We start from the raw sequence: 18,772 nt of genomic DNA, 5'->3' as shown, positions 1-18,772 counted from the left end.
GTCAAACCTCTTCATCGGTGGGTAAATGGGCATTATGACGCTTGACTATACTGGCTAGAGAGAAAAGCACCATCAGCACACCACAGATCACAAGAGGGGCAAAACGCCAACTTTCCATAAGTCCCAGCATAGGAATTGGACGCGAATTGTTACTTAATAGCAGTATCCCCCCCTGCCATGCCATGATAGCCCCGAATATAGTGACAATGAGATCTGCCACATGATGCATCAAGGTCCTAAATGGTTCTGGCATATTATCTCTAAGCAAATCGATCGACAGATGGCTATTATTGCGAACCCCTGCTGCAGCTCCCAAACATGTAATGTAAGCTACACTCAGAAGTGCAAATTGCTCAACCCAAGTCGGGGTGTCATTAAGTACATAGCGGCCGAAGACCAACCAGCCAAAGCTAATGATTAGTAGAACAAGCAAGACACCTGCGACTACGACACAGCTATGCGCAATGTTATCAAGAGTTCGATCAATCCATGCTTGTGGCATGCATTTCTGGTGATCTACCCTATCAACGCCTTCGTCTAATACTTTACTGGATATTTTCATGCCCCGCCTCCCTACCCGCTTTCCGAAGCTCAGAAAGCGGGCATTGAAATCAAATATAGTTATTTGGTTTGGGCCATTTGAATATCTTCAACCAGTGATGCAAGGTCAGGGTGATCTTCCAAGAAATCATCGTATACTGGTTTCATTAACTCCTGGAAGGCTGCCTTATTTGACACTTCGTTTATCTTAGCGCCAGCATCAAGTACTTTTTTGCGTCCTGCCGTCGTACGCTCTTCCCACAATTTACGCTGTTCAGTGACGGCTAGTTCTGCAGCTGCTTTCACAGAATTACGATCTTGCTCCGATAGTTCATCCCAACTGCTTTTCGCTACACATAAGCATTCGGGAATCACTAGATGATTGGTCAATGAAAAATAGTTGGCCACTTCATAGTGCCCACTAGCTTCATAAGTTGGAATATTGTTTTCCGCACCATCGATCACCCCGGTAGTCAATGACTGATAGACCTCACTGGCAGCCATGGGAGTTGCGTTTCCGCCAAGAGCCTCGATCATATCCACATAAAGATCATTATTCATCACGCGGACTTTCATACCTTTTAAATCTTCAGGCGTCTCAATCGGATGGTCGCTGTTATAGAGACTTCTAGAGCCCGCTCCAAACCATCCCAGAGCAATCAATCCTTGATCCTTCATTGCACTTGCAAAGCGTTGACCAATTTCTCCGTCCATTAATTTATACATGCTCTCTTCACTATTAAAAATGAAGGGAAGAGACAGCACATTAGCGGCTGGCACCATCGGACCCATCGGCCCCATATTAAAGTTCCCAAAGTCCAAGGCACCATTACGTGTTTGCTCAATCGCATCTGGCTGTGCCCCGAGCACACCATTGTTATACACCTTAGGTTCAATACGTCCTTCTGTCCTTTCGCTGACCTCGCTCGCGAAAGTCTCAAGAGCAACCGTATTAGGATAACCAGGCGGCTGTATGTTCCAGCCTCTCCATTGCTCTGCTTGAACCGGGAAAGCCGTAGCGGTCATCAAACCGGCAGCTGCAGCGATCTTGAGAGAATGACGGGGCAACAAAATTTTCTGGGTCAGCATGGCGATCTCCTTCCAGAAGTACTCTGGAAATATTGTAATTATTCAATTGACGCTAGTTGTAGAGCCTCATTGTCATACCAGACAGCAAAGGCGCGAGTGCCAGACAGCGATACCTCACAAAACCATGAGCGATCGGAAGTAACGAAAGCTGGCCATCAAACGTCATACATCATACTAATGAAAACCTAATCAAGCTGCGTGGTCTTTACAAGTCGCCTCTCTCACTTCGCGACCAAAGTGCAACGTCATGATTCGATGTGACTGCACTTTCAGCTCAAAGCAATACACCTCACGCCCAACAGGCGGCTCAATAAACTTGGTACATTACCGCACAGACCATAAACCGAGTCGCCTGACAGGATTATTGGCTTATCGAGGACACTCATTAAAGGCGCTGAATCTCTAATTTCCCTATGGAGTCCAAGGTTTGACTTTGAATAGGTAGACGGTGCTGTGTGGCAGAGGTGGGAGAAGACATTTGAATCGCTCTCGCATAAGACCTTGGTAACATCGCGTGCCCCCTCTCCATCCCAGCCACACTGCATTATCGCGACCTTTAGCTTTTGCGCTCACCATCGACAAGGCGGCTAACGCCATACGGATTGCCGTCTCGCAAAGCTGCTGGCAGCAAGACATCGGGGAGATTCTGATAGCATACTGGCCGCAGAAAACGATGAATGGCAGCACTACCTACCGAAGTAGTACGTGAATCAGAAGTCGCCGGATAAGGGCCACCATGTACCATGGCGTGACAAACCTCGACTCCCGTTGGCCAGCCATTGGCCATAACACGCCCCGCACGACGCTCAAGTATCGGTAGCAAGCCACGAGCGAGTTCCATGTCGGCACTATCCATTTGCAACGTCGCTGTCAGCTGTCCCTCGAGTTGCTCTGCTACACGCTCCACCTCATCTTGATCGTTACATTCAATGACTAGAGACGTAGAGCCGAAAACCTCTTCCTGCAAAACTGCATCAGACAAGAAATCGCTCGCAGAAGTCGCGAACAAATTAGCTTGACAAGCATTAGCCCCTTGCCCGGCAGGCCCATGCGCCACGACCCGAACCTTGCCACTAAGCGTAAGATTAGCAACACCTTGTGTATAGGCCTCGTATATTCCCGGCGTCAGCATCGTGTGCGATGCAGCCTCTTGGATAGAAGCGCCCGCAGCCTGCAAAAAGCGATTCAACCCATCGCTCTTCTGGGCAATTATCAAACCAGGGTTTGTGCAGAACTGCCCTGCTCCCATGTTCAAAGAATCGACAAAGGCCTCTCCAAGCTCAGCGGCACGTGACTCTAGAGCTGCCGGCAATAAAAATACCGGATTGATCGAGCTCATTTCTGCATAAACTGGAATCGGCTCTGGACGCGCTTGAGCTGCTGCCACCAGTGCAGTTCCGCCACTGCGCGATCCCGTAAACCCTACCGCTTTAATACGAGCATCAGTGACTAGTCCTTGTCCTACCTCACGACCAGAACCATAGAGCAAGGAAAACACACCCGGAGGGAGCTGGAATTTCTTTACTGCTCGCTGAATCGCGCGACCCACGAGCTCTGAAGTTCCTGGGTGCGCAGAGTGAGCTTTGACCACCACCGGGCAGCCAGCTGCCAGGGCGGAGGCAGTATCACCACCTGCGACAGAGAACGCTAGCGGGAAATTTGATGCCCCAAATACTGCCACTGGACCCAGCGCTATGTGCCGCTGCCGCAGATCGACCCGCGGCATGGGCTGACGCTCAGGAAGTGCAGAATCGATACGTACATCAAGCCACTCACCGGCCCTTACAACGTTCGCGAATAAGCGCAGCTGAGAGCAGGTGCGCCCGCGCTCGCCTTCGAGACGAGGCCTTGGAAGGCCGGTCTCAGCCATCGCGCGCTCTATCAGAAGATCCCCAATGGCCTCAACCTCGTCAGCGATCCCTTCGAGAAACTGCGCCCGTATCTCCAGCTCAGCTTCGCGATAGGCGTCAAAGGCTTCCCAGGCCAATGAGCAGGCTTGCTCTACCTCCACTGTGCCGCCCGCCGCATAGCCCGGTTCGAGTTGCTCATTGGTCTGCGGATTTACAGCGTAAATCATTGTACCTGTGGCTGCGATAGCTTCAGCACCCACCAATTGTTTACCCTCTAGCCTCATCATTTTTCTCCTGTTAAGGAAAATCAAAAATTCATCTAGTACAAATCTCAGGTATTAGCGACCGCCACCAGTTCCTTCAAGACTCGCACTTCATTCTCAGTGGGCATTTCTAATGGCGCACGTACACTACCGGCAGGACGTCCAATAATATCGGTTCCAGCTTTAATCAAACTGACGGCATAGCCTGACTTGCGGTCTCGCAAGTTGACGAAAGGCAGGAAAAAATCTCGCGAAATATGATGTACGGTTTCAGCATCACCGGATCGCAATGCTTTATAAAATCTGACGGCCATGTCTGGCACAAAGTTGAATACAGCACTCGAATATGTGTTCACGCCGACGGCAAGATATGCTTCAGCGATGATTTCGGCCGTAGGAACACCGCCCACATATGCCAAACGGTTGCCTACCGTCTTAATGATTCGATTTAGGGCCTGCATATCGCCTTTGCCGTCCTTTAGCCCGATAAGATTTGGGCAAACGTTAGCCAGGCGCTGCACTGAGTTGGGGTTCATCACTCCATTACCACGGTTGTAATAAATTACACTGATCGAGGTAGATTGGCAGATCTGTTGAGCATAATCCACGAGCCCCTCTTGTGGGCACTCTGTCAGATAAGGAGGCATCAGCAGAATTCCATCTGCACCCTCTTCCTCAGCGATACGTGCAAACTCACTCCCCATCTCTACACTGAGACCGGCACTAGCTATAACAGGCAATTTCCCATCAACCGTCTGAACAGCCAAACGTACAATTTCTCGAAACTCGTCGATGGAGAGGCTGAAGAACTCACCTGTACCGCCTGCAACGAATACAGCGGAGATCTCGTGACTAATAAACCATTCCAAACGCTGTCGATAGCTTTCGGCATCAAAACGTCCCTGAGCATCGAAATCGGTTACGGGGAACGATAGCAATCCATCGCTGATCGCCTGCTTGACCTCTGTGTGTTGAAAATGCATTGAATCATCCTCTTGTCTTGTTTTCGAATGCCCGATGGGGAATCGGTGGTACAGGTAGCCTTCACCTCGTTGTTGTCATACATCATACAAACGGAATTGGAGAGCAGCCAACTTTTTGTGCGTCACCTTGACTAAAGTATCAATCCAAGGGAAATACGGCTCTTCGACGTTTCGTGTGGATTTAACTTCGTCCAGCGTGCGATCCACGAGGCTGCCGATCAGGTAGATCATTGCAATGAAATTGCTTTCGTTTCGGTAGCCGCGAGCCCGAGATCTGGCAGCCTGAAAGATGTAGTGGTCAAGTGCTTTTGGCCACCGAGCTTTGAGCATTCCAGTAGTTCTTTTCTGCCAAATTCGGCGGTATCCCATCGTTATGCTTGTGCGGCCGGAGGCTGCTGTAGTAACCGATCATATAATCAGTGACAGATCGCTTCGCCGCAGCAACATCGGGATAGCCGATCTCTGGTATCCATTCCGTTTTCAGGCTTCTGAAGAAGCGCTCTGTTGGGGCATTGTCCCAGCAATTGCCACGGCGACTGAGACTCAGTGTCATTCGGTAGCGCCAGAGCATCTGCCGGAATGCCCGGCTGGTGTACTGGCAACCCTGATCCGAATGAAACAGGATATTCCGTGGCTCTCCACGCGATTCGTAGGCCATGGTCAGCGCTTTCTTTACCAGCTCCGTGTTCGGCGATAGGGACAATGCCCACCCCACGGGTTTACGAGCATACAAGTCGATGACCACTGCCAGATAAGCCCAGCGTGCCCCTGCCCAAATATAGGTAATGTCGCCGGTCCATACCTGATTGGGCTGCTTTACATCGAACTCCCGATCAAGAACATTCGGTATATCCAGGTGTGGCTGATCAGCCTTCTTGTAGGCGTGCCTCGGCGGCTGCGAACTCATCAGCCCCAGTTGCTTCATCCGCCTGCTGGCCCGATAACGACTCAACTGTATTCCTGCCTGCGTGACCATTTTTGCAATGCTGCGAGCGCCGGCAGAGCCGTTACTGACGGTATGCGCCTCGACAACCTGATCCAGCAGCTTCTGCTCAGTCTCACAAGGTCTTCTATCCCGACTACGCCAAGCCCGGTAGCTACTGCGATGCACCCCAAACACCTGACACAAGTGCTGCACCGCGTAGCTCTCTTCAAGTCGCTCGATTATCGAGAATTGCTCAGGGAGTCCGACATCAAGAGAGCGGTAGCCTTTTTTAATATTGCCTTCTCTTCTTCCACTCGCCGCAGCTTGCGCTTCAGTTCCTGGATCTCACGCTGTTCCGGCGTCAGAGCCTCACCTTTCAGCGGCGCCTTGCCTGCCCGCTCAGCGCGAAGCCTGCGAACCCAATACTCCATGGTGGATTTGCCAACCCCCATGGCCTCACACGCCGCCTTCAGCGTGTAGCCCTGGTCGACCACGAGCTGGGCCGCTTCCAAGCGAAATTCCGGGCTAAACGTTCTCTTCTTCGTCATCATCTGCACCTGATTGTCTCTGTGAGCCATCATACACTCAAAGTCAGGTGGCCAGATTCACTGTGCCACTACAATCCAGATACTGGTCCTTGAGTTTCCAAGGCGCTTGCAAGCCCAAACCAAGGGTCAGGATCTGAGTACCGTCCATGTCAATTCTCCAGCCTGTTCGGGGGCCCATATCCTGGACCCTTCAGGGCACTAATTCCACACCTGACGTCGAAGAGCCTTTCTTTAAGTGTACGCATCAGACTACTTATATTACGGCCATAATGCAGCACCTAACATCGTTAAGCATAAAATCATTAATGAGACCATAGCTTCGGCTAGAGTATAGGTTTTAAATCCACCCCGAACACTAAACCCTGCTAGTTGAGTAGTAATCCAGAACCCACTATCATTAACATGACCAATACTAATACCACCAGACAATGCAGCTAAAGCAATCCATAGTGGATCAACAACTCCTGTAGATGCCGCTCCGGACATAATAGTCATAGCAGTGATACCAGCAACAGTACCGGATCCTTGGGCTATGCGAAAAATTGCAGCTAAAGAGTAGGTAAGCAAGATCATACTAAGTGCCGACTGAGTTTCATGGAAAAGGCTGTCAACTAAAACTTTACCTATCTGTGTTGTCTCTATCACCTTCCCGAAAGCGCCTCCTGCTCCTGTTACCATCAGTACAACACCAGCCATTTGTAGCCCCCGTGAAGCTGAAACATCTCTCTCCTGCCCTACCATTTCTCTCGAAGCAACCAAATAGGCAACCAAAGCTCCTGTCATAAGTGCAACAATACGATCACTTAAGAACTCAATAATAGGAGGCAATTCTTTACCGGCAACTATACCCAATTGCTGGCAGTAACTATAACCGGTACCACTCAGGATCAATAAAATAGGCAGAATTACTGGAGCTAAAGCCATCCATAGAGGAATATCGGGAATACTATCATCACTTTTAGCATCCTCATTATAATAAAGGTTACTTACTTCATCTTTACTCTGGTTCCATATGCCACAGTCTAATAATATAAAATAAAGTTTCATAACAATTAGCGCAGTTACAAGCCCCACTCCAAGCCCTGCAAAAGTCATAACGCCAATATCGAAATTTAGTATAGTGGCTGCAGCCAACGGATTAGGCGTTGGGGGGACTATAGTATGTGATGTAGCAGCTCCGATAACCAATGCGCCAATTGCATAGGGCAATGGCTTACCAAGAGTCTTGGCTAACGCCACCCCAAGTGGTATTAAAATCACAAAGGTAACATCGAAAAATACTGGTATTGATAGAAGAAAACCTGTTAATCCCAACACATAGAGCCCAGCACTACGAGGTGCACTTGCAACTAGTGTGTATGCGATTTTATGTGCTGAACCTGAGTCACTCATCAATTGTCCAATGATTACGCCAAAACCTATCGGAAGACCGATGCCTGCCATAATCTCACCAAATCCATTACTTATTGCATCGACCGTCCCCGTCATACCTAGCTGCATGGCAATCCCTAAATAAAGACTACCAACTATTAGACTAATAGCGGCATTTATCTTCACATAAAGAATTAAAAATAAGATTAACGCGATTGATACTACCAGGTGCAATACTTCCATAGAGAACACTTCCTAATTATTTGGAACAATCGTTTTTATTGTCAGATATTTATCAAGCATATAAATTAGGCGAGGATCGGAAAACGTTAAACCCTCGCACTTAACATGATCAGCGACAAAGTGAGTCATTTACTACGGTTAGATGTTTCTCGCCCCATCCAAAAAGGAGTGACGACGAACCAGACTATTGTAACTCCTAGAATACTGGTTTTCATTAATGACGCATCGATAGCGTCGATAAGATACAGCACAGGAAACAATACTGTCAGGACCAGCATTAACATTGAAATTGTTTGTAATGCTTTTCGCATAGCGATCACTCCTTCATCGAAGCATGCATTGTCCCAACCTGCGCACTATTGGAGCTACTGTCTCTTCCAATAGATTGAGTCGAATCTTTTCTCTGAGCCAGATAGCTCAATCCGATAAAAAGTAATGCGGCGATGAACCAGCCTGGCAAGGCAACGAAGAAGATCTCGATTTCCGCGTATTCCACTAGTCCCAAGCAAATCGCCAACGTGATCAGCCAAGTCGCCAAGACTGGATAAGTGAACTTGCGATCTACCCCTTCGGCATAGAAGCTGTTGAGCCCCAGCTTGGGGAGCACCCAGTAATCGATGACAATTACCGCCCCGATGGGCATCAACAACAATCCATATAGCGCCACGAAACCAAGTAGCTGCATCGCCACTCCCGGAAACATCGCTACGAATGTGGTCAGCAGTCCCGTGCCCAGGGTCACTTTGAAGCGCGAAACATTAGGGATGATCGCCTGGAAGGCCAAACCGGCTCGATAAATAGTTGGGTTAGCAGTAGTCCACCCAGCGATGATTACACAGATCAACCCGGCAACACCCAACGCTTGATCAGCCAGTGGTCCTGGAAGTGGGTTGGGGATTCGTCCTGCCTCGGCAGCAGCGATCATGGCACTGTCCGTGGTCAAGCCCGCATCGTACATCTGGAAAGCGAACAGCATTGAGGCGGCAATCCATGCCATGAAATGACCTACATACATCCCTGCAGCCGAGGCGATGCTATACCAGCTCTTGCGAGCAAAGCGCAGCACTGAAAGATCAGACATCCCTACATGCATGGCCATGTTGGCAAACCAGGCGAAGAATATTACGTGCCATAGGGTGAAATCTGGTTGCCCTGGCACTCGTACCCCTGTCCAGATCGCCGTTTCAGCCAAGGTCCAGAGTTCGGTAGCCGATCCGATCTCTGCCCCCGTTGCATCCATGAACCACTTCAACGAGACAATCCCAAAGCCAAGGAAGATTAATACCATCCAGGGCGCAGCAATATTGGCAAACCACGAAACAAAACGATAACCGTAGGCGGCCACCAAGGTGATCACTCCTCCGACACCAAGCACACTCAACACCCAGCCAATACTGTTAGGCGTCAGATCTGCAAGTGTTGGCAGTGGGAATCCGAACCAAACCCCGACGGCAGTAGCGGATACCGTGATCATGGCGCCTGCCAAGAAGCAGAATGCCAATCCGTTTGCCAGATTGTAGAGTACGACTGTATAGCGCCCGGCTATTCTCTCGATGTGGTAGTAAAGAGTCAGGCGTACTCGAGTCGCGATGGGCGCGGTAAGTAACAACCAACTCAATACCGCCAATGCATTGCCGATCAGCAACCCAACAACGACGTCGAATGCGGCCACCCCCGCCAATACGAACAGCGGCCCGATCATCAACTCAGTACCAGCAGTATGCTCCCCAGCGTACATGCCGAGAAAGCTCTTGAACCCCATTCTTGCTTGGTCAGGAACGACCTGTCGTTCGTATTCGCTACTAACGTCAGAGCCGCCCCCAGCAGCTTGTATATTATCGCTCATGGCGCGCACCTCTCATTATTTTAATAGCAGAAAGCCACTATTTCAGCGTTTAGGCTTTCAGGCCTCGAGGTAGACGACATGGCTATGGGTATACTCATAGAGTCCATGCTTTCCGTCGGCGCCCCCCATACCTGACTTGCGAACCCCTGCATGAAATCCTTGCATAGCCTCGAAGTTCTCGCGATTGACGTAGGTCTCCCCGTAGTCGATCTCGCGACAAGCTTGCATGGCACTAGAGAGGTTTCGGGTGTAGATAGACGATGTCAGGCCATAGTCGGAGTCATTGGCAAGCGCGATGGCCTCCTCCATATCCTCGACTACCTGGATTGGGAGTACGGGACCAAAGATTTCCTGACGCATAATTTGCATGTCATTGTGGCAACCGGCCAGGACAGTAGGCTGGTAATGATGGCCACGCGGCAAATCACCGAGCGCCCCGCCTGTTACCAGGTCTGCTCCGTCAGCGAGAGCTCGTTTGACCATAGCATCGACCTTGTCGAGACCGGCCTGATTGATTAGCGGCCCCATATCCACATCAGGCTGAGCCAGCGGATCACCATAGGTCGTCGTTCGCATGATCCGCCCCATTCGATCAATGAACTCGTCCGCGACACCTCGCTCGACGTAGACGCGTTCTGCACAATTGCACACCTGACCACTATTAATGATGCGTGATCCATGAATCGCCTTGACCGCCAAATCAATGTCGGCATCAGCGAGGACAATCGCGGGCGCCTTCCCCCCCAGCTCGAGGTTAAGCTTTGTGATGTTGCCAGCTGCACTGGTCATGATTCTCGACCCGGTAGCCACACTACCGGTAAAACTGATCATATCGACCTCGGCGCTTTTGGTCAGAGCATTGCCAGTGCTGGCGCCACTGCCGCTAACCACGTTGAACACGCCTGCGGGGAGCCCCACCGTGTCGAGCAACTTGGCGAACTCGAAGCAGTTATTGGGTGTCTCTTCACTAGGCTTAATGACGATTGTATTGCCGGTCACCAGCGCTGGGGCCATCTTTCGCGCAATAAGGAAGAACGGGAAATTCCATGGCAAGATGCCAGCCACAACCCCGAGCGGTTTACGAAATAGGAAGATATTTTCATTGGGGCGGTCACTCTCGATGATTTCTCCTTCAATACGCCGTGCCCACTCTGCCATGTAGTCCAGGTAGTCAGCCGTGAAATTGACCTCCGTCTCAGCAAGTGCCGAAACCTTGCCCTGCTCCTCGGAAATAATACGTGCTAGGCGTGGTACATTCTCTCTGATGCACGCAGCAATTTGGCGCAGGTAGGCGGCTCGCTCGACGGCGGGCTTTGCGGCCCAGCCTTTTTGGGCGCTGCGTGCCGCCGCCAAAGCACGATCAACATCCTCTACGCTTGACTCTGGAACCCGCGATATCTTCCCGCCGGTGGCGGGGTTGAAGACCTCGAGATGATCACTAGTGGTCTCGAAGGTGCCATTGATATAGTTCTGATAGATAGGCTGATGGCTAGACATGATGGCGTCTCCATTATTGTTTTTCGATCTGACTTTCTGGTTTAGTAGGTACTTGAGGGCACGCAGGACTTATCTTGTTTCCGATAGCGACTCAGGTTCGCGATGGCGGCCTGTCGCATCAGGCTGATATCGATACTGACGGCAATAAAATGGCAGCCTAGAGAGAGATAACGGTGAGCGTCGTCTTCTACAGGTGCCAATATACCGACCGGTTTTCCGGCATCGCGTACGCTATGAATGACCTTTTCAATAGCTTCCTGAACATCGGCATGCCCTGGGTTTCCAGGATGTTCTAGGCTCACCGACAGATCCGCTGGTCCGATAAAGACAGCATCGACACCTTCTACCGCTGCGATTGCCTCAGCATTCTCAACCCCTTGTTTAGACTCCACTTGGACGATCAGACATAGCTCCTCATGAGCGATCGCCAGATAGTCAGCGATACCGTCCCAACGTGTGGCACGAACCAGGCCACCGCCGACACCACGAATGCCATGCGGCGGATAACGCATGGCGCGCACTAGCTCCCGGGCTTGCTCTGCAGTCTCCACCATAGGAACCATTAGGGTCTGAGCCCCGATGTCCAGTAATTGCTTAATCAGTGCAGGATCTTGATTGACAGCCCGAACCACTGGCGCGGTGTCATAAGGGGTTACCGCCTGAAGCTGCTCAAGAAGCGACCTCACGTTATTAGGTGCATGTTCGCCGTCGATGAGCATCCAGTCATAACCAGTCGTGGCACAGATTTCTGCAGCGTACCCGGTACCGAATCCGGCCCATATGCCGTACTGTGGTTCCTGTTGACTCAGGGCAGCTTTGAAGGTGTTCGTTGGTAAGTGCATCAGGCATCCTCGATCCATGGTCTCGCGTGCGTGAGTTACTGCAGATTGACGAACATGCCACCGTCGACAAGAAGCGAAGCGCCGGTGATATACTGCGCCATATCGGATGCCAGAAAGACGATTGGGCCCGCCAAGTCGTCTGGGCGGCCCAATCGCCCCAGGGGAGTACGACTCACCATGTACTGGCGCTTCTCTTCGTCAGCCAGGTCATCCTTGTTAATGTCAGTCTCAATAGTGCCTGGCAATACAGCATTGCAACGGATGCCATAGCCCCCCAAGGCGACGGCACAGGATTGCATCAGCGAGACGAGCCCAGCCTTGGTCGGCGTGTAGTGGGTCTGCATGCCGCCACCGACCAGTGCACTGATGGAACTCACAGCGATGATCGAACCGCCCCGCCCTTGAATCTTCATCTGATTGGCAGCCGCCTGAACGGCGAAAAAGGCTCCATTCAGGTTCGTATCGACCGTTTCTTGATAGAGCTCTTTGGGCATATCGAGAAAGGCATGGAAAGGACAAATACCAGCGTTGTTGACAAAGATATCAACGCCGCCGAAGTGCTTTACTGCGGCATCGACCAATAACTCGCCTGTCTCGGGGTCACCTGCTGGGGCTCCTATAGCACAGGCACGACGTCCTAATGCCTCGATCTCGGCGATCAAAGCCTCGACACCGGGGCGACTGGATTCACTACCGCTGTAGCCAATGACTACGTTGGCCCCCTGGCGAGCACACTCCAGAGCCGCGGCACGCCCGATACCTCGGGAAGCCCCGGTGATGATGACGGATTTCTCATTGAGCAGCATAACGGCTCCTGAATCTGACAATGGCTCCCTGCCTTTGGCAACGAAACTTACAGGCAGGATAAGGTTGGCTTAAAGGCGATAAATACGCCGGGCATTCTCTACAAATAGTGCTTGCACCTCACTTGACGAAGCATCGACCACAATCTCGGCGTAGGCTTTCCAGATCGTTGGGTAAGAGGCATACAGGCTGTCTACCGGAAAGTTGGAAGCAAACATGCTTCTGTCCACACCAAAGGCATCAATAGCCTCAAGGATCAGGGGGCGGAGGCTACCAACTGTCCAGTGATGATCCAGCATGCCGAACCCGCTGAGCTTGAGGCTGACATTGTCACACGCGGCCAGGCGACGAAGCCCATCACGCCATTCTCGCCAACCGGTCATGTGATGACGGTCTACGTACATACCAGCATGATTCAGTATTATCGGGACTTCAGGATGATCCTCGGCAAGACGTGCCGCCTGTGACATCTGCGAGGGATAGATTTGTAGGTCAAAGGAAAGCTCGTAGCGCGCCAATAGAGCAAAATTGGCGCACCAGGTCGGCTCACCCATGTAATGACGACCGACATAGTCATACAGCGGATCGGCATGGACATTGAGGATCTGACGCACGCCTCGTACCTTCTCGGAGGCCTGACATTGCGCCGCGAGTTGCTCATCGGCATCCTGCCGCGACAGATCAGCACCTACTACCAGGGCAGATGGCAGCCTCGGCGCTCGTCCTTCCTCAATGCGCCCAGCCAACCAGTGGGTTTCGGCCAGTGGATCGACGGCATCGGCCTCAATGTGAACCGCACCGAGAAGTTCGATGTCGCCTGCGTCAACCAAAAGATCTTCCGGGCCGTAGTCCCGTGCCATCGGTGTGTAGTCACCAAGCAAGTTAGGCGATGGATGATCAAGCCAGGGCTGATTGCCCTGGCCAAGATTCCAGAAATGCACATGAGGGTCGATCACTTGCATCAGAGCTCTCCGGGATGGAACGCAAATACCTGGTCGAGTGGCACGCTGACAGGGGCATGGTCCTCGTATGTTTCCATGATATCGGCCATGTACTCCCACCAGCGACGCATTACCGGAAGGTCGGATAGCGCATCGACATGGTGATCTTCTCTTGAAAACATGATGGCAAATAAGTGACAGGTCTCGTGATCCAAGAAGATACGATAGTCTTCAATACCCGCCTCCTCTAACGCCGCCGCGAGCTCAGGCCACAATGTTTGATGCCGGCGCCAATACTCGGCTTCCTGTCCCTTATGTAGGTTCATGCGAAACGCGTGGATCGGCATCTTTAGCCTCCTTTAACTCTCGTGATCAGCTAACTCAGTGAGTGTAGGGACGCGCGAGCTCGCACTCGGGATTCAAACGAACCCCAAAACCTGGCTTATCCAACTTTGAGACTGACATGCGGCCGTTTTCCGGGACCGGCTCGTCGAGCAGCAGTGGATTGAACATCGGCACTACTTCATCTGCCTTGGGCGCCATCATCAAAAACTCAGCGAAGGGACTATTGTGACGAGTGATCACGAAGTGATAGCTGTAAACCGAGGAGCCATGGGGAACCACCAGCTTGTTGTGGGCATCCGCCAGCGCTGAGATCTTGATCAACTCAGTGATGCCACCACACCACCCGACGTCAGGTTGGATCACATCACAGCAATCCATCTCCATAAGCATCCGGAATCCCCAGCGCGTGGCTTCATGTTCGCCGGTATTGACCAACATGCCCTTAGGCACATCTCGCTTGAGCTGGGCATATCCCCAATAGTCATCAGGTGGAAGCGCCTCCTCGATCCATTTCAGACCATATTCCCGTGCACCTTGAGCCAGACGAGTCGCGTAGTTGAGATCAAGGCTCATCCAGCAGTCATACATCAGCCAGAAATCTTCGCCCACAGCACTACGCATCTCAGCCAAGTGCTCGAGATTACGTCGCAGTCCTTCTTCCCCCTCAGCAGGACCATGAATCAACGGCATCTTTCCGCCAATGAACCCCATGTCCTTGGCAAGATCAGGCCGTGCACCAGTGGCGTAAAAAGTCAGCTCGTCACGCACCGGGCCACCCAATAGTTGATGCACTGGCTCGCCACGAACTTTCCCCAGTAGATCCCATAGCGCTAGGTCAACACAGGAAATGGTGTTGATCACGACACCTTTGCGGCCATAAAACAGCGTGGCGTTGAACATCTGATCCCAGATCTTCTCAATATCAGTGACTCGCTGGCCTTCAATAAAACGAGCCAAGTGCTTCTCAACGATCCATGCACCGATCTCGCCACCAGTCGTCACCCCGAAACCGACGGTCCCATCGCTGGCTTCCAGTTCGACGACCAGGGTGCCGAGCACATTGAGCCCGAAGCTACGACGATTCATCCGGTACTCAGGATACTTGCTCATTGGCGTAGCAATCTGGGAATCGATCCAGTGCCCTTCAGTCTGATCGTGATAATCCGCCCCACCGCCTCGGACAGTAAAGGCGCGGACTTGCTTGATAACAACCTCACTCATGAACTTCTCCTCAGGGCTGAATGCAAAGAGATACTGAGAGAAGTTCTACCCAAGAGTCTTGAGTGAGACCAATGAGATTCACGCTTCTCCTGATACCTTTTCGGTATCGGAACGCTGAACCCCGCATGCTAGGCTGGTTGTCGGTGGCAGCTTAACCGCGGCTGGCCTTTGGTTGCACGACCAATGTCGCAGTCTAAAAACCTTGATCCGACGTCATAACGGATAGGTATCGATAAGGAGCACAATGGAAGGCTATCAGGCACTACTGGCAAGACTGCGCTACAAACATCTTTTATTGGTAGCAACACTGGGACGATTGCGTAATTTGCATCAAACCTCGACCGCTATGCACATGTCACAGCCGGCTGCTACCAGAATGCTCGGCGAGATTGAGAAAGTATTTGGCTGTCGGCTATTCGAACGGGGGGCTCGCGGGATGACGCCTACCACTATAGGTGAAATGCTCATCGACTTTGCCAACAATGCGCTCACACGCCTAGATCGCTGTGCCGAGGAAATTAATCGTTATCAGCTCGGTGGTCGTGGACAACTCACTGTAGGGACCATCATGGGAGCTGCACCGGATCTCGTCGCAAAGGCCGTGATTACGATGAAGCGCGACCGCCCCATGCTTCAGTTCCGCCTAATGGGCGAGACCAGCGACCAGCTCGTTGAATTACTCGAGCAAGGCAAGGTCGACATTGCCATAGCCCGTTATGTCACCTCTATTCAGCATAACCAGTTCGACTTTGAACCGCTGGGCAACGAGACGCTTGTTACTGTGGTGCGTAAAGATCACCCTTTATGTCGACAACAGCTTCCACCGTTGGCGAGTCTGATTGAGGAATGGCCTTGGATATTGCAGCCGACTTCTACGCCAGCACGACAGGCACTGGAGAAAGAATTCGAAGCGGCTGGCCTAGTGTCACCCCGCGATATCATCGAATGTGGTTCGATCTTTGCCGCTTTACAACTAGTACAGCAAAGTGATTGCTTGATGGTGATGGCAGAGACCGTATTACGTGATTATTTAGATGCAAATCTGATTACTCGTCTATCGCTATCACTGGGTCGCACTCTAGCCCCTTTTGGTCTACTAACGCGAAAAAACACCATATATGAAGAACCAGTCAACGAATTTTGTGAAATATTGCGCCAAACGGCTGTCGATTGGCCATCAGCCTGATAACAAATGCGGCCTTCACATTAGAAGCAGATACACTTACAATTTCTAATAATATCTTAATGACACTCTGGCCAACAATTATCTTACAAAATAATAGGTACACAAAAAAAACGACTCGACTACTGACTATTGATTAAAATACGAAAAGAAGTGAAATGTTTTGAGAAAAATCAATGGCGATAATAGAGCATATAGCTTGCTATATTCACATACATCGCCCTTAACTTCGTTTGAGAGCAAAAATAATTCTGCTTCATATGCTGCAAGGTACTCTTCAATGAGAGATACAAGTAAGACTAAACCAAGCACGGAAGGACATGCTTTGGACAGCTTATTCTAGATAGCGCAACACATCGTTAGTTTTTACGTTTTTTTTACGCCAATACTTCTAGAACACCGTAGATTTTTTACGCCTCACCTTTCTAAGCTTGCCTTATCCATCAAGGAGACAAGGCAATGCAAATACTGTTACTCGTAATATCCATGGCGCTAGGGGGTTATCTCCTCGCTGCTTTACTCTGGCCGGAACGGTTCTAGGGGAGGCACCATGAACGAGGTAATACTCTGCTATGTGCTGGTCATTGGGCTAGCGCTTCCTCTGGGTCATTACATGGCCCGTTCCTTGGATACTGAGTCCAAGGCCCCCTTTGACAACTTCTTCGGCCCCATCGAGGCGATACTGTATCGCTTGTCAGGAGTAGATGCCCGATGCGAAATGACTTGGCAAGGCTATGCTTGGGCCGTAACAAAACTACACGTCATACTGATTCTACTGGCTTGGGTCGTATTCATGTCACAAGACATGCTACCGCTAAATCCAGACGGGATACCCGGCATGCCATGGGATACAGCGCTTCACACAGCCGTCTCTTTTGCCACCAATACAAATCAGCAGCATTACTCGGGCCAGGCTCACCTATCATACCTTAGCCAGACTCTCGCCGTCGTGACTCTGCAGTTCATTACACCGGCAACGGCTCTCGCAGTGCTGTTGGCGATAGCGCGCATTCTCTTCAAGAAGCCATCGACTATCGCAGCCTCAGATGGGAATAGCACAGTGGTCAGCTTGGGCAATTATTATCGCGATCTCATGCGTACATTATTGCGTGTCATGCTACCAGTCGCCATCGTGGTCGCACTGTTACTGTCGTGGCAAGGCGTGCCTAGTACCTATCAAGGTGCACAAACGCTAGAGCCACTGGACAGCCAGGTCACCACCACTCAAGTCATTCCACTCGGCCCAGTCGCCTCGATGGTCGCTATCAAGCAGCTCGGCACTAACGGGGGTGGCTGGTATGGCGCGAACTCAGCCGTACCGCTGGAAAACCCCACCCCACTTTCCAACATGATTGAGACGGTTTCAATATTGCTGATCCCGATGGCTCTGCTTGTGGCTATTAGCATCCTGACGGGGCGACATAAGCTGATGCTCGGCATTGCCTTTATTATGCTTACTTTTTCTATCGTCTCGACAACATCAACAATCCTCTCGGAACGAGCGCCCAACGCCGCTTTTATAGGGCTATCTACTCCCGGCGCCTCCAACATGGAGGGAAAGGAGGTACGCTTCGGCCATGACATGTCGGCGCTGTGGGCTAGTTGGACGACACAAACTTCCAATGGCTCAGTCAATGCCATGCATGACAGCTTCAATCCATTGGGTGGCGCAATAACATTAATGGACATGTTCGTTAATGTAACCTTTGGCGGCATCGGAGTCGGTCTGATTGGCTATTTCCTCTACCTCATGTTGGCGGCTTTCATCGGTTCGCTGATGATCGGGCGAGCGCCGGAAATATTAGGTAAGCCCTTGGAAGCTCGTGAGATACGCTGGATCTCGCTGGCAATCCTCGCTCAGCCACTGGTGATTCTCAGTTTAACGGCGCTGACGGTATCTTTCCCTGATTTAGCTATCAGCTCTAACCCGGGATTTCACGGCCTGACTCAAATCCTTTACGAATATACCTCATCGTTCGCTAACAATGGTTCTGGATTTGAGGGTTTGGCTGACGACTCTCTCTGGTGGAATCTCACTGGCGTAGTCGCGCTTCTGATAGGACGCTTTCTCCCCCTCTTTGCTCCATTAGCGATCGCAGCCTGGCTTTCAGCTAAACGTACTGCCCCCTCTGGACGCGGCAGCTTGGATATGGAAAGCGGCGCCTTCGTCGGTCTCACAGCGGGTGTGATTGTCATCGTCAATCTTCTGGGCTTCCTGCCTGTACTCATGCTTGGCCCTGTGGCCGAACAACTTACTCTCGGCTTCTGAGGAGAAGGTTCG

The 18,772-nt window shown here is 51.3% G+C and carries 17 protein-coding genes; 3 read left to right on the top strand and 14 right to left on the bottom strand.

Annotated elements, in window-relative coordinates:
• Position 1 precedes the first annotated feature (1 nt).
• From U0O11_RS06480 to rhmD, 14 genes are all read right to left on the bottom strand, one after another.
• On the bottom strand, positions 2-562 hold the full coding sequence (locus tag U0O11_RS06480) for a TRAP transporter small permease (protein WP_324692222.1): 561 nt from the start codon (positions 560-562) through the stop codon (positions 2-4).
• A 59-nt stretch (positions 563-621) separates the two neighbouring features.
• On the bottom strand, positions 622-1,629 hold the full coding sequence (locus tag U0O11_RS06475; RefSeq protein ID WP_043334065.1) for a TRAP transporter substrate-binding protein: 1,008 nt from the start codon (positions 1,627-1,629) through the stop codon (positions 622-624).
• Positions 1,630-2,185: 556 nt separating this feature from the next.
• Positions 2,186-3,763 (bottom strand): aldehyde dehydrogenase (NADP(+)), encoded by a 1,578-nt coding sequence (locus U0O11_RS06470; protein WP_324692496.1) that lies wholly within the window; start codon positions 3,761-3,763, stop codon positions 2,186-2,188.
• Positions 3,764-3,810: 47 nt separating this feature from the next.
• Complete coding sequence (gene kdgD, locus U0O11_RS06465; RefSeq protein WP_324692220.1) at positions 3,811-4,725, bottom strand: 5-dehydro-4-deoxyglucarate dehydratase; 915 nt, start codon at positions 4,723-4,725, stop codon at positions 3,811-3,813.
• A gap of 75 nt (positions 4,726-4,800) precedes the next feature.
• Positions 4,801-4,956, bottom strand: coding sequence for a hypothetical protein (locus U0O11_RS06460; protein WP_324692536.1), 156 nt, complete (start codon positions 4,954-4,956; stop codon positions 4,801-4,803).
• Between the two features lie 67 nt (positions 4,957-5,023).
• Positions 5,024-6,198 (bottom strand): IS3 family transposase gene (locus tag U0O11_RS06455; RefSeq protein WP_324692218.1). Its coding sequence is split into 2 segments (ribosomal slippage): positions 5,024-5,943 and positions 5,943-6,198, totalling 1,176 coding nucleotides; the frame shifts between segments, so codons are not numbered across the junction.
• Between the two features lie 258 nt (positions 6,199-6,456).
• On the bottom strand, positions 6,457-7,812 hold the full coding sequence (locus U0O11_RS06450) for a GntP family permease (protein WP_324692216.1): 1,356 nt from the start codon (positions 7,810-7,812) through the stop codon (positions 6,457-6,459).
• Between the two features lie 316 nt (positions 7,813-8,128).
• Complete coding sequence (locus U0O11_RS06445) at positions 8,129-9,658, bottom strand: purine-cytosine permease family protein (RefSeq protein ID WP_324692214.1); 1,530 nt, start codon at positions 9,656-9,658, stop codon at positions 8,129-8,131.
• A gap of 57 nt (positions 9,659-9,715) precedes the next feature.
• Positions 9,716-11,155 carry an aldehyde dehydrogenase gene (gene aldA, locus U0O11_RS06440; protein ID WP_043334070.1) on the bottom strand — a complete coding sequence of 480 codons (1,440 nt, stop codon included), beginning with the start codon at positions 11,153-11,155 and terminating at the stop codon, positions 9,716-9,718.
• 41 nt (positions 11,156-11,196) lie between these two features.
• Positions 11,197-11,997: an HpcH/HpaI aldolase family protein gene (locus U0O11_RS06435; protein ID WP_131431773.1), complete on the bottom strand. Its 801-nt coding sequence runs from the start codon at positions 11,995-11,997 to the stop codon at positions 11,197-11,199.
• Between the two features lie 35 nt (positions 11,998-12,032).
• A complete protein-coding gene (locus tag U0O11_RS06430; protein WP_043334072.1) occupies positions 12,033-12,803 on the bottom strand; it encodes an SDR family NAD(P)-dependent oxidoreductase in 771 nt (256 codons plus the stop codon).
• A gap of 69 nt (positions 12,804-12,872) precedes the next feature.
• Positions 12,873-13,763 (bottom strand): amidohydrolase family protein, encoded by an 891-nt coding sequence (locus U0O11_RS06425; protein WP_324692211.1) that lies wholly within the window; start codon positions 13,761-13,763, stop codon positions 12,873-12,875.
• Positions 13,763-14,089 carry an L-rhamnose mutarotase gene (locus tag U0O11_RS06420; protein ID WP_043334074.1) on the bottom strand — a complete coding sequence of 109 codons (327 nt, stop codon included), beginning with the start codon at positions 14,087-14,089 and terminating at the stop codon, positions 13,763-13,765. The genes U0O11_RS06425 and U0O11_RS06420 overlap by 1 nt, the downstream gene beginning before the upstream one ends.
• A gap of 34 nt (positions 14,090-14,123) precedes the next feature.
• Positions 14,124-15,308, bottom strand: a complete 1,185-nt coding sequence (gene rhmD, locus U0O11_RS06415; protein WP_043334075.1) for an L-rhamnonate dehydratase — start codon at positions 15,306-15,308, stop codon at positions 14,124-14,126.
• Between the two features lie 244 nt (positions 15,309-15,552).
• Between rhmD and U0O11_RS06410 the strand changes: the two genes are divergently transcribed.
• From U0O11_RS06410 to kdpA, 3 genes are all read left to right on the top strand, one after another.
• Positions 15,553-16,494 carry a LysR family transcriptional regulator gene (locus U0O11_RS06410; RefSeq protein ID WP_324692207.1) on the top strand — a complete coding sequence of 314 codons (942 nt, stop codon included), beginning with the start codon at positions 15,553-15,555 and terminating at the stop codon, positions 16,492-16,494.
• A gap of 456 nt (positions 16,495-16,950) precedes the next feature.
• The gene (gene kdpF, locus U0O11_RS17625; protein ID WP_064503340.1) at positions 16,951-17,031 is read left to right on the top strand and encodes a K(+)-transporting ATPase subunit F; all 81 of its coding nucleotides are present in this window, start codon (positions 16,951-16,953) and stop codon (positions 17,029-17,031) included.
• Between the two features lie 10 nt (positions 17,032-17,041).
• Positions 17,042-18,760, top strand: coding sequence for a potassium-transporting ATPase subunit KdpA (kdpA, locus tag U0O11_RS06405; RefSeq protein ID WP_324692205.1), 1,719 nt, complete (start codon positions 17,042-17,044; stop codon positions 18,758-18,760).
• Positions 18,761-18,772: the final 12 nt, after the last annotated feature.

The organism is Cobetia sp. D5, from assembly GCF_035666195.1.
Classification (GTDB): Bacteria; Pseudomonadota; Gammaproteobacteria; order Pseudomonadales; family Halomonadaceae; genus Cobetia; species Cobetia amphilecti.
This window is presented reverse-complemented; position numbering and strand designations above follow the sequence as displayed.

What these genes read in the sequence shown, in the direction of transcription:
- U0O11_RS06480 (WP_324692222.1), bottom strand. Translation starts at nt 562, where the DNA reads ATGAAAATATCCAGTAAAGTATTAGACGAAGGCGTTGATAGGGTAGAT.
- U0O11_RS06475 (WP_043334065.1), bottom strand. Translation starts at nt 1,629, where the DNA reads ATGCTGACCCAGAAAATTTTGTTGCCCCGTCATTCTCTCAAGATCGCT.
- U0O11_RS06470 (WP_324692496.1), bottom strand. Translation starts at nt 3,763, where the DNA reads ATGAGGCTAGAGGGTAAACAATTGGTGGGTGCTGAAGCTATCGCAGCC.
- kdgD (WP_324692220.1), bottom strand. Translation starts at nt 4,725, where the DNA reads ATGCATTTTCAACACACAGAGGTCAAGCAGGCGATCAGCGATGGATTG.
- U0O11_RS06460 (WP_324692536.1), bottom strand. Translation starts at nt 4,956, where the DNA reads ATGATCTACCTGATCGGCAGCCTCGTGGATCGCACGCTGGACGAAGTT.
- U0O11_RS06450 (WP_324692216.1), bottom strand. Translation starts at nt 7,812, where the DNA reads ATGGAAGTATTGCACCTGGTAGTATCAATCGCGTTAATCTTATTTTTA.
- U0O11_RS06445 (WP_324692214.1), bottom strand. Translation starts at nt 9,658, where the DNA reads ATGAGCGATAATATACAAGCTGCTGGGGGCGGCTCTGACGTTAGTAGC.
- aldA (WP_043334070.1), bottom strand. Translation starts at nt 11,155, where the DNA reads ATGTCTAGCCATCAGCCTATCTATCAGAACTATATCAATGGCACCTTC.
- U0O11_RS06435 (WP_131431773.1), bottom strand. Translation starts at nt 11,997, where the DNA reads ATGCACTTACCAACGAACACCTTCAAAGCTGCCCTGAGTCAACAGGAA.
- U0O11_RS06430 (WP_043334072.1), bottom strand. Translation starts at nt 12,803, where the DNA reads ATGCTGCTCAATGAGAAATCCGTCATCATCACCGGGGCTTCCCGAGGT.
- U0O11_RS06425 (WP_324692211.1), bottom strand. Translation starts at nt 13,763, where the DNA reads ATGCAAGTGATCGACCCTCATGTGCATTTCTGGAATCTTGGCCAGGGC.
- U0O11_RS06420 (WP_043334074.1), bottom strand. Translation starts at nt 14,089, where the DNA reads ATGCCGATCCACGCGTTTCGCATGAACCTACATAAGGGACAGGAAGCC.
- rhmD (WP_043334075.1), bottom strand. Translation starts at nt 15,308, where the DNA reads ATGAGTGAGGTTGTTATCAAGCAAGTCCGCGCCTTTACTGTCCGAGGC.
- U0O11_RS06410 (WP_324692207.1), top strand. Translation starts at nt 15,553, where the DNA reads ATGGAAGGCTATCAGGCACTACTGGCAAGACTGCGCTACAAACATCTT.
- kdpF (WP_064503340.1), top strand. Translation starts at nt 16,951, where the DNA reads ATGCAAATACTGTTACTCGTAATATCCATGGCGCTAGGGGGTTATCTC.
- kdpA (WP_324692205.1), top strand. Translation starts at nt 17,042, where the DNA reads ATGAACGAGGTAATACTCTGCTATGTGCTGGTCATTGGGCTAGCGCTT.